The organism is Streptomyces sp. URMC 123, assembly GCF_051386515.1.
Lineage (GTDB): Bacteria > Actinomycetota > Actinomycetes > Streptomycetales > Streptomycetaceae > Streptomyces.
This window is the reverse complement of record NZ_JBPQTV010000242.1, coordinates 1-9,857: the sequence shown is the minus strand read 5'-3', so window position 1 is coordinate 9,857 and position 9,857 is coordinate 1. Positions and strand designations below refer to the sequence as shown.

11 protein-coding genes and 1 pseudogene are annotated in these 9,857 nt (G+C 74.6%); 7 read left to right on the top strand and 5 right to left on the bottom strand.

Annotation, left to right across the window (positions count from 1 at the left end):
• Positions 1-86, bottom strand: a pseudogene (locus tag ACSNOD_RS23300) (flavodoxin-dependent (E)-4-hydroxy-3-methylbut-2-enyl-diphosphate synthase); the annotation flags it as partial.
• A 30-nt stretch (positions 87-116) separates the two neighbouring features.
• On the opposite strand from ACSNOD_RS23300, the gene ACSNOD_RS23295 reads away from it, so the two are divergent.
• The 3 genes from ACSNOD_RS23295 to ACSNOD_RS23285 all read left to right on the top strand — a co-directional run bounded on the left by ACSNOD_RS23295 (position 117) and on the right by ACSNOD_RS23285 (position 3,459).
• Positions 117-962, top strand: a complete 846-nt coding sequence (locus ACSNOD_RS23295) for a GNAT family N-acetyltransferase (protein ID WP_436768977.1) — start codon at positions 117-119, stop codon at positions 960-962.
• A 128-nt stretch (positions 963-1,090) separates the two neighbouring features.
• On the top strand, positions 1,091-1,627 hold the full coding sequence (locus tag ACSNOD_RS23290; RefSeq protein WP_436768976.1) for a GNAT family N-acetyltransferase: 537 nt from the start codon (positions 1,091-1,093) through the stop codon (positions 1,625-1,627).
• A gap of 113 nt (positions 1,628-1,740) precedes the next feature.
• Complete coding sequence (locus ACSNOD_RS23285) at positions 1,741-3,459, top strand: proline--tRNA ligase (protein WP_436768975.1); 1,719 nt, start codon at positions 1,741-1,743, stop codon at positions 3,457-3,459.
• A gap of 68 nt (positions 3,460-3,527) precedes the next feature.
• Here the strand turns inward: ACSNOD_RS23285 and ACSNOD_RS23280 are convergent, their stop codons facing one another.
• The 4 genes from ACSNOD_RS23280 to ACSNOD_RS23265 all read right to left on the bottom strand — a co-directional run bounded on the left by ACSNOD_RS23280 (position 3,528) and on the right by ACSNOD_RS23265 (position 7,029).
• The gene (locus ACSNOD_RS23280; protein WP_436768974.1) at positions 3,528-4,364 is read right to left on the bottom strand and encodes a hypothetical protein; all 837 of its coding nucleotides are present in this window, start codon (positions 4,362-4,364) and stop codon (positions 3,528-3,530) included.
• Between the two features lie 345 nt (positions 4,365-4,709).
• Entirely contained in the window at positions 4,710-5,708 is a 999-nt protein-coding gene (locus ACSNOD_RS23275; protein WP_436768973.1) for an aminoglycoside phosphotransferase family protein, read from the bottom strand.
• Positions 5,709-5,816: 108 nt separating this feature from the next.
• Positions 5,817-6,452, bottom strand: a complete 636-nt coding sequence (locus ACSNOD_RS23270; protein ID WP_436768972.1) for a ferritin-like domain-containing protein — start codon at positions 6,450-6,452, stop codon at positions 5,817-5,819.
• Position 6,453: 1 nt separating this feature from the next.
• Positions 6,454-7,029, bottom strand: a complete 576-nt coding sequence (locus ACSNOD_RS23265) for a hypothetical protein (RefSeq protein WP_436768971.1) — start codon at positions 7,027-7,029, stop codon at positions 6,454-6,456.
• 394 nt (positions 7,030-7,423) lie between these two features.
• Here ACSNOD_RS23265 and rimP point away from each other — a divergent pair, with 394 nt between their 5' ends.
• From rimP to ACSNOD_RS23245, 4 genes are all read left to right on the top strand, one after another.
• A complete protein-coding gene (gene rimP / locus ACSNOD_RS23260) occupies positions 7,424-7,969 on the top strand; it encodes a ribosome maturation factor RimP (RefSeq protein WP_436768970.1) in 546 nt (181 codons plus the stop codon).
• Between the two features lie 2 nt (positions 7,970-7,971).
• On the top strand, positions 7,972-8,967 hold the full coding sequence (gene nusA / locus ACSNOD_RS23255; RefSeq protein ID WP_436768969.1) for a transcription termination factor NusA: 996 nt from the start codon (positions 7,972-7,974) through the stop codon (positions 8,965-8,967).
• Between the two features lie 113 nt (positions 8,968-9,080).
• Positions 9,081-9,389: a YlxR family protein gene (locus ACSNOD_RS23250; RefSeq protein ID WP_436768968.1), complete on the top strand. Its 309-nt coding sequence runs from the start codon at positions 9,081-9,083 to the stop codon at positions 9,387-9,389.
• A 148-nt stretch (positions 9,390-9,537) separates the two neighbouring features.
• Positions 9,538-9,857 (top strand): translation initiation factor IF-2 N-terminal domain-containing protein (locus ACSNOD_RS23245; RefSeq protein WP_436768967.1); only part of this gene is annotated, 320 nt, incomplete at its 3' end.

The window sequence follows — 9,857 nt, the reverse complement described above, 5'->3', positions numbered from 1 at the left end:
ATGCCGACCTTGACCTCCTCCGCCGGGGGAGCCGACAGCGACACCCGGATCGTGTCCCCGATCCCCTCGCTCAACAGTTCGACAAATCCGCCGACCGTACGGTGAGGCCCCTCGACGTGCTGACTACGACCTCCACCCGGGTCCTCGACCCCGCCGACCTCGACGCGGCCCTCGCGATCCTCGACCGCGACCCCGTGGCCAACGCGTTCGTGACCTCCCGTGTGCAAGTCGCCGGGCTCGACCCGTGGCGGCTCGGCGGGGAGATGTGGGGCTGGTACTCCGGCGGCCGGCTGGAGTCGCTCTGCTACGCCGGCGCCAACCTCGTCCCCGTCTGCGCCACCCCCGACGCCGTACGCGCCTTCGCCGACCGCGCCCGCCGCACCGGCCGCCGCTGCTCCTCCATCGTCGGCCCGGCCGAGGCCACCTCGGCCCTCTGGGCCCTGCTCGAACCGAGCTGGGGCCCCGCCCGCGAGGTCCGCTCCCACCAGCCGCTCATGGTCACCTCCAGCCTGCCCTCCGAGGTCGCCCCCGACCCGCTGGTCCGGCGCATCCGCAAGGACGAGATGGACGTCATCATGCCCGCGTGCGTGGCGATGTTCACCGAGGAGGTCGGCGTCTCGCCGCTCGCCGGCGACGGCGGACTGCTCTACCAGGCCCGGGTGGCCGAACTCGTCGGCTCCGGCCGCTCCTTCGCCCGGATCGAGGACGGCAAGGTCGTCTTCAAGGCCGAGATCGGCGCGGCCACCGCCAAGGCCTGCCAGATCCAGGGCGTCTGGGTCGCCCCGGAGTACCGCGGCCGCGGGCTGTCGGAGACCGGCATGGCGGCCGTACTGCGCTACGCGCTCGCCGATGTCGCACCGGTCGTCAGCCTCTACGTCAACGACTACAACACCGCCGCGCGGGCCGCGTACCGCCGGGTCGGCTTCCACGAGGTCGGCGCGTTCATGAGCGTCCTGTTCTAGCGTTCATGAGCGTCCTGTCCCAGGAGAGCCCGAGTCCCTCTCCGGGCGGGCCCGAGGGCGCTCCCCCCGGCGGGAACGACGCCCACCACCGTCCCGCCCGCCCGCACCGGCCCAGTACCCTCGCCCCTATGGATGACGTGCTGGTCGGGCCGCTCGACCTCGCCGCCCGGATCGACGAGGCCCTGGCCGTGCAGGCCGTCGCCTTCGGACTCGGCGACGAGGAAGTCCGGGTACGCCGCCATATCGTGCTGCGCCACCTCACCTGCCCCGGCGCCCGCGCGCTGGGCGCCACCACCGCCACCGGCCGTCTGGTCGCCTTCGTCTACGGCATGCCCAACGACCGCGCCCACTGGTGGTCCACGGTCGTCGAGCCGTATCTGCGGTTCGCGGGCGAGGAGAGCTGGCTCGACGACTCCTTCGTCATCACGGAGCTGCACGTCCACCCCGACCACCAGAAGCGGGGCATCGGCCGGGCGCTGATCACCACCCTCACCGACGCCGCGGAGCAGCCGCGCTCCATCCTCTCCGCGATCGACACCGACAGCCCGGCGCGCGGCCTCTACCGAGCGCTCGGCTACCGCGATCTCGCGCGCCCCGTCCTGTTCCCCAGCGCCCCGAGCCCGTACGCGGTCATGGGCGCCCATCTTCCGCTGCGCCGCGGCTGACCACGGGCCGGCCCCGGCCGATCCCGGCTGACCCCGGGAAATCATTTCCGCGCCGGTCGGGGCCCCGACTACTCTCCGCAGCACCCCACGCACCGTTCCCAGGAGAGCACCCCATGGCCGCCCCGATCCAGCGCATGTCCCGCTTGCTGCTCAAGACCCTGCGCGACGACCCGGCCGACGCCGAGACCCTCAGCCACAAGCTGCTGGTCCGCGCCGGCTATGTGCGCCGCTCCTCCGCCGGGGTGTGGACCTGGCTGCCGCTCGGCAAGAAGGTCCTCGACAACGTCGCCCGGGTGGTGCGCGAGGAGATGGACGCCATCGGCGGCCAGGAGGTGCTGCTGCCCGCCCTGCTGCCCAAGGAGCCGTACGAGACCAGCGGCCGCTACGACGAGTACGGCGATCTGCTGTTCCGGCTCACCGACCGGCGCGGCGGCGCGTATCTGCTCGGCCCCACCCACGAGGAAATCTTCACCCAGCTGGTGAAGGACCAGTGCGCGTCCTACAAGGACCTGCCGGTGATCCTCTACCAGATCCAGACCAAGTACCGGGACGAGGCCCGCCCCCGCTCCGGCGTGCTGCGCGGCCGCGAGTTCCAGATGAAGGACGCCTACTCCTTCGACGTCGACGACGAGGGGCTGGCCGCCTCCTACCGGCTGCACCGCGAGGCCTATGTGCGGATCTTCCAGCGGCTCGGGCTGGACTTCCGCGTCGTCTCCGCCGTCTCCGGCGCCATGGGCGGCTCCGCCTCCGAGGAGTTCCTGGCCCCGGCCGCCGCCGGCGAGGACACCTTCGTCGACTGCCCGGCGTGCGACTACGCCGCCAACACGGAGGCGGTGACGACCGTGGTGCCGCCCCGGGACGACGCCGCGCACCCGCCCCTGGAGGAGCTCGACACCCCCGGCACCCCCACGATCGAGACCCTCGCCGCCCACCTGGGCGTGCCCGCCTCCGCCACCCTGAAGAACCTGCTGGTCAAGGTCGACGGGGAGATCGTCGCCGTCGGGGTGCCAGGCGACCGCGAGGTGGACCTCGGCAAGCTCGCCGAGCACCTCGCCCCCGCCACCGTCGAACTGGTCACCGCCGAGGACTTCACCGGCCGCCCCGACCTCGTGCGCGGCTACGTCGGCCCGCAGGGCAGGGCCGGCACCGCCTTCCGCTACCTCGCCGACCCCCGCGTCGCCCCCGGCACCGCCTGGATCACCGGGGCCAACGCCGAGGGCCGGCACGCCCGCAACGTGGTGTGCGGACGCGACTTCACGGTCGACCGGTACCTCGACACGGTGGTCGTGGAGCCCGGCGACCCCTGTCCGCGCTGCGGCGCCGGACTGACGGTCGGCCGGGCCATCGAGATCGGCCACATCTTCCGGCTCGGCCGCCGCTACGCCGATGTCTTCGCCCTCGACGTCCTCGGCCGCGACGGCAAGCCGGTGCGGGTCACCATGGGCTCCTACGGCATCGGGATCTCCCGCGCCGTCGCCGCGCTCGCCGAGCAGACCGCGGACGAGTCGGGGCTGTGCTGGCCCCGGGAGATCGCCCCCGCGGACGTGCACATCGTGGCGGCGGGCAAGCCCTCGGCCACGGCCCCGCAGACCGTCCTCGCCCTCGACCTCGCCGAGCGGCTGCACGGCGCCGGGCTGCGGGTGCTCGTCGACGACCGCGCCGGCGTCTCGCCCGGGGTGAAGTTCACCGACGCCGAACTGATCGGGGTGCCCACCATCGTCGTGGCCGGCCGGCGGGCCGCGGAGGGCGTCGTGGAGCTCAGGGACCGGCGCAGCGGGCGGCGCGAGGAGATCCCCGCCGAGGAGGTGGCCGCCCGGCTGACGCGCGGCTGAGCCGGGTGGCCGGTGCCGCCGGTACCGGCCGTGCGCCGTGGAGCCCGCCCGCCGTAAGGTCCGCTCGCTCAGCCGTGCAGCCCGGCCAGCCGGTGGAAGTGCAGATTGCCGCTGATGAGATGGCCCAGCTCGGGAACGTACCGGCGGATGCCCGGATGGCTGCCGAGCGGGCCGCACAGCACCTCGCCGCAGCTCTCCGTGAACCGGTCCTCGGTGTCCACCACCGCGCGTCCCAACCGGTCCGCGGTGCGCGCGTCCCGCGTCCTGGGCGCCGGCAGGGCCCGCAGCTCCCCGACGAGCGCCAGGTGGTCCACCGCCAGATCGCGGGCGTGCCGCAGCGCCGGCTCGGTGGCCAGCTCGCCACTGAGGTCGATGCCGAGGGCGTACTCCGTCTGCACCGTCGCCCAGAGCGCGAAGGCGCGCGGCGTACGGCGGGCGAGCACCACCCGGAAGGCCCCCAGCGCGCGCTCGGCGACGCCCGTCGCCATCTGCGGCACCGCCAGCGCGAGCGCGGCCTGCAGCATCCGCCCGGCAGGGAAGCCGGGCCGCGCCTCGGCCCCCGCCAGCACGGCCAGGAAACGATCCCGCAGCACGGCGTGCGCCTCCGGCGCCGAGCGCGCGAGGACCTCCTCGGCGATCGAGCAGGGGATCATGAGGTTCGGCAGGGCGAACGTGCGGTCGGCGAGCATGTGCGGATAACAGACGCAGGCCCACAGGGGTTTGCGCCGCCGGAGGTAGCCGTGGGGGGCCCGCTCCGCCCCCGGTCCGCCGAAGTACGAGATCAGATGCGGCCGCGCCCACCGGTTGCAGTCCCGTTCGATTCCGCTGCTCCCGGCCCGCCGCGCGACGGGAAGCCGGGAGGTGACACGGTCCGGTCGGAAGGGGGCGTCTGCGTGCTGGCTCATGGCGGGCTCCCGACGAGTGCCGACGATTGATCACGTCCGTCTCGCAGAGCTCTGCCCCGCGGTGATCACCGCCATCCGGCGGGGGAGGGGGCGCGCAGGGGCACACGGGCCGGCACGGGCGCTCGCGCGGACGCCCCGCGGGCGGGTCGAACTCCGCGGCGGGCGCGGGCTCCTGAGCCGGCCGACGCCTTCCCGCCTCCCGCAGTACGGTGCCCTGCTCCCGCAGTACGGTGCCCGCTCCCGCAGTACTGCGGCCGCCCCCACAGCACTGCGCCCGCCTCCCGCCTCCCGCAGTACTGCGCCCGCCTCCCGGACCCCGCCGGGAGCGACGGGCCCTCGGAGACTTCAGAGCCAGCTCGCGAACTCCAGCAGCAGCTCGCCTTTCTGACGGCGGCCCCCCGCGAACGCGTCGCGTGCCGCGTCCACCGCGCGGAACAGCGTCCAGCCGCGCAGCCGGTCGCGGTCGACGTCCAGCGAGTCCGCGAGCCGGGCCACCCGCCGGCGGGCGGCCGCCGGGCCCCCGGACGCGGCCACCAGGTCCTCCAACCGGTCACGGACCAGCTGGGCCAGGTCGTACGCCCGCTCGCCGACCAGCGGGTCCGGGCCCACCGCCAGCCAGGGCGCGCGCTCGCCCCACAGCACCTTGCCCTGGCGGAAGCCGCCGTGCAGCAGCAGCTGTTCGGGGGCGTGCGCGACCAGTTCCGCCCGGGCCGCGAGGGCCTCGTCGAACAGGGCTGCCGCGTCCCGCGCCCAGGGTTCGCCGGCGGCCGACCGCAGCGCACCGGCCGCGCGCCCGGTGCGCTCGGCGACCGTCTCGAAGGGATGGCCGGGCTCCGGCTCGATCCACAGCCGCCGTACCGTGCCCGCCGCCTCCAGCAGCGCCTTCGCCTCCGGCAGCGAGCTCAGCGACACCTCGGGGTGCAGCCGCTCCAGCAGCAGCGCCCCGGCCGCCGGATCGGCCGCCAACAGCCGTACGGCGCCCCACCCCTTCCAGTGGTCGAGCGCCGCCTGCTCGCGAGTCGCCCTCCCGGCCGTACGGGGGTGTGCCGCCGGTCCGCCGCCGTCCGGCCCGCCGTCCGGCGCGGGCTCCGGCGGGGGGACGAGCTTGAGCGCGGCGGGTTCGCCGTCGGCGCGCCGGACGAGCACCACCAGGCTGCCGCGCCCACCGGGGACCAGGACCCGCTCGGCGGTCAGCTCCCAGCGCTCCAGCGCCCGGGCGGCGAGCCGTGGCAGGTCCGCCAGCCAGGCGCGGCCCGCCTCCCCGCCGCGTTCGGCGACCGCCTCGACCAGGCGCCGCGGCGGTTCGAGGGGGCCGCTGCCGCCCGGCCGTACTGCTGAAGGCATCCCTGAGCTGTCCCTTTCCAGAAAGTCTCACGAGCCGGAAATCTCACGAGGTCTCACACCGGTGGGCCCCGACGGGCCACCCGGTCGCACGAGGTCGCGCACCGCGTCTCACACGGCGTCGCCGCTCTCGCTCGCACCCTGTCCGGACGGCTCCCCTCCGGTCGGCCCGGCACCGGACGGGCTCCCGGCGGCCGACGGGCCGGAGGGCGTGCCGGACGCCGCCCGTTCGGCGAGCCCAGGGAAGGCTACGCTGCCGCCGCGCCAGCGGATCGCCCGCACGGCCGCCTCCCGCAGCGCCCCGGCCGCCTCCCGGCGCAGCGGCCCGTCCGCCGCCCGCACCAGATCGGCGTAGACGCCGGCCACCCGCTCCTCCAGTTCGGCCGCGAGCCGTACGGCCGCGTCCGGGTCGGTGACGGGGAAGGGCAGCGCGTACGCCGCCGCCGACGCCTCCGGCTGCCCGCCGAGGTCGCGCACCGTACGGCGCAGGGCGTCCCGGCGGGCGCGGTGGGCGTCATGGCCCGAGCGCGCCTCCTCCCGGCGCTCGTGCGCCACCCGGGCACCCACCACGCCGTAGCCGTAGACGGCGGCGTGCTCGGCGGCGAGCGCGGCCTGGGCGGCCGGCAGCGCCCCGGCCGCCCGGTCGGCGGGGGCCCCGGCGGCCCGCACCCGGGCGCCCGGGGCGGCGCGCGGCGCGGTCACGGCGTTGGAAGCGGCGTCGGACGCGGACCTGTCGGCAACGGGCATGTCAGCCGCCCTCCGTCAGCAGATAGACATGGCAGGCGCCGGCCGCCGCCACGGAGGCGAGCAGCCGGGCCAGTTCGGGCGGCGCCTGGAGCAGCGCGGCGGTCCGGGCGTCGGCGGTGCGCCGCTCGGCGTCGGCGAGCGCCACCAGCGCCTGCCGCTCGTCCGCCGGCACCGCCAGCGGGGCCGCCGAGCCGGCGCCGGCCCCCGGCGAGGCGGTCGCGGAAGCGGAATCCGAGGAGGCCGGGGAGGCCGGGGAGCCGGGCGGCGGGCTCGCCCCGGCCGGGCCCCGGTCCGCGCCGAACGCCGCCGCGTGCCGCAGCACGTTGTCCCGCAACGGCGTCAGCCGCTCCGCGAGCGCCGGGTGGGCGGCGGCGGTGGCGTCGTAGCGGGCGAGCAGGTCGGCGCAGCCGCGGGCCGCGCTCTCGCGCAGCCGCCGCGCGGCCGGGCTCTCCTCGGCCGGCCGGCGCCCGCCGGCGTCCGAACAGCCCGCCAGCAGCGCGGTCGCCCCGACGGCGCCCGCCAGCAGGCTCCTTCTGCGCGGCCCGGTCGGGGTCCGCGTCGACGTGGTGAGCGGCACGGTTCACTTTCTGTCGGGCGTGCGGTCCGGCGAACCGGTGCGCGACGCGAGCGGCCGGGAGGCGGAGCGGACGCCCGGCGGCGCCGGCCGCGGCCGGCCGGTGCCCGCGCCGATCCGCACGGCCGACCGGGCAGCCGGGCGGCCGACCGGACACGCGAAGCCGGAGCCGGCCCACGTCCCCGACCTTGATCGCCGCTGCGCCCGGTGCGAGCGTACCCGCGAGTACCCCGGGCGTCGTCGACCGGCCGCCGCGCGCCGGTCGCCGTGGCGCCCCGGGAGGGCCGTCCCCCGTCGCCGCGGGGGAGGCGGACGGCATCACCGCTTGCGACCGGATACCCTTTGACCTGACACGCGACCTTCCCACAACAGCACACGCGGCCGAGGAGTCACCCGGATGAGCACCACCCAGAACGAGAGGCTGCGCGGATTGCTCGAACCGCTCGTCGCCGCGCGAGACCTGGATCTGGAAGAGATCGAGGTGACACCGGCGGGCAAGCGCCGGGTGCTGAGGATCGTGGTCGACTCCGACGGCGGTGTGCAGCTCGACGAATGCGCCGAGGTCAGCCGCGTGGTCTCGGAGGCGCTCGACGAGTCGGACGTCATGGGGGGCGCGCCGTACGTGCTCGAGGTCACCTCGCCCGGCGCCGACCGGCCGCTGACCGAGCCGCGTCACTACCGCCGCGCCACGGGCCGCCTGATCAAGGCGAGCCTCGTCGAGGGCGGCGAGCTGATCGCCCGCATCGTCTCCGTGGACGACGACGGCCTGGAACTGGAAGTGCCGGGGGTGAAGGGCCGCAAGCCCACCGCCCGCCGGATCGCCTTCGCCGAGATCGCCAAGGCGCGCGTGGAAATCGAATTCAACCGCAAGGCCGCGGCGGCCTCCGGCGCCCAGAACGTGGCCGACGAGAGCCAGGCCGACGAGAGCCAGGAGGAGGCGTAGCCGTGGACATCGACATGAGTGCCCTGCGGGGTTTGGTACGGGAGAAGGAGATCTCCTTCGACCTTCTGGTCGAGGCGATCGAGTCGGCCCTCCTCATCGCCTATCACCGCACCGAGGGAAGCCGCCGCCACGCGCGCGTCGAGCTCGACCGGACCAACGGTCATGTGACCGTGTGGGCGAAGGAGGACCCCCAGGACCTGGAGGAGGGCGCCGAGCCGCGCGAGTTCGACGACACCCCGTCGGGATTCGGCCGGATCGCGGCGACCACCGCCAAGCAGGTCATCCTCCAGCGGCTGCGCGACGCCGAGGAGGAGATCACCTTCGGTGAGTACGCCGGCCGCGAGGGCGATGTCGTCACCGGCGTCGTCCAGCAGGGCAAGGACCCCAAGAACGTCCTGGTCGACATCGGCAGGCTGGAGGCGATCCTGCCGGTGCAGGAGCAGGTGCCGGGCGAGGAGTACACCCACGGCACCCGGCTGCGCTCGTACGTGGTGCGGGTCGCCAAGGGCGTCCGCGGCCCGTCCGTGACCCTCTCGCGGACCCACCCCAATCTGGTGAAGAAGCTCTTCGCCATGGAGGTCCCGGAGATCGCGGACGGTTCGGTGGAGATCGCCGCCATCGCCCGCGAGGCCGGCCACCGCACCAAGATCGCCGTACGGTCCACCCGATCCGGCCTCAACGCCAAGGGCGCCTGCATCGGCCCGATGGGCGGCCGGGTCCGCGCGGTCATGGCCGAGCTGCACGGCGAGAAGATCGACATCGTGGACTGGTCGGACGACCCGGCGGAGCTGGTGGCGCACGCGCTGTCCCCCGCGCGGGTGAGCAAGGTGGAGGTCGTCGACATGGCGGCGCGCTCCGCCCGGGTGACCGTCCCCGACTACCAGCTCTCCCTCGCCATCGGCAAGGAGGGGCAGAACGCCCGGCTGGCGGCCCGGCTCACCGGCTGGCGGATCGACATCCGCCCGGACACCGAGCAGCAGGCTCCGGAGCAGAAGTGATCAATGGCCGAATTTCCCCTCTGGAAATTGGCCAGTTGATCGTGAAATAAAGACCAAGGGTTCGGGCATTACCCCAAAGGGGTGAGGTCGCCCTGGGGAGGTAGACTTAACCAGTGTCTGGCCGGACGCGTGCCCGAGCATGCCCTGAGCGCACCTGTGTGGGATGCCGGGAGCGAGCGGCCAAGGGCGATCTGCTGCGTGTGGCGGTGATCGAGGACCGATGCGTCCCCGATCGTCGCGGTACGCTGCCCGGCCGGGGTGCCTACCTGCACCCCGACCCGGTCTGCCTCGATCTGGCGGTCCGCCGCCGGGCGCTTCCCCGAGCCTTCCGGCGTCAGGGGCCGCTCGGTACGGAGGACCTCCGGAACACCATCGAGCGGATCGATCAGTCCGCGGGGCCCGAGGGCACCGCGGCACCGTAAGAGAACGACACGGGTAACCGTGTGGTCAGGTACCTCGCGAGTCGGAAGTAGGTCGAGATTGCGATGAGCACTCGATGAGTACGCGATGAGTACGCCCATGAAGTAGCGAAGGTCCGGCGGACGATCACCCCGGACCAGAAGGAGCGAAGTGGCTAAGGTCCGGGTATACGAACTCGCCAAGGAGTTCGGAGTGGAGAGCAAGGTCGTCATGGCCAAGCTCCAAGAACTTGGTGAATTCGTCCGTTCGGCGTCCTCGACGATCGAGGCGCCGGTTGTTCGCAAGTTGACCGACGCTTTCCAGCAGGGCAACGGCTCCGGCCGTGCCGCCGGCAAGCCGTCCGCGCCCCGCAAGGCGGCGCCCGCCAAGCCTGCCGCGCCCAGCGCCGGCCAGGCCCCCCGTCCCGCTGCCCCCAAGCCTCCGGCTCCCGGCCCCAAGGCGGCCGCCGCCGAGGCCCCGCATAGCAGCAC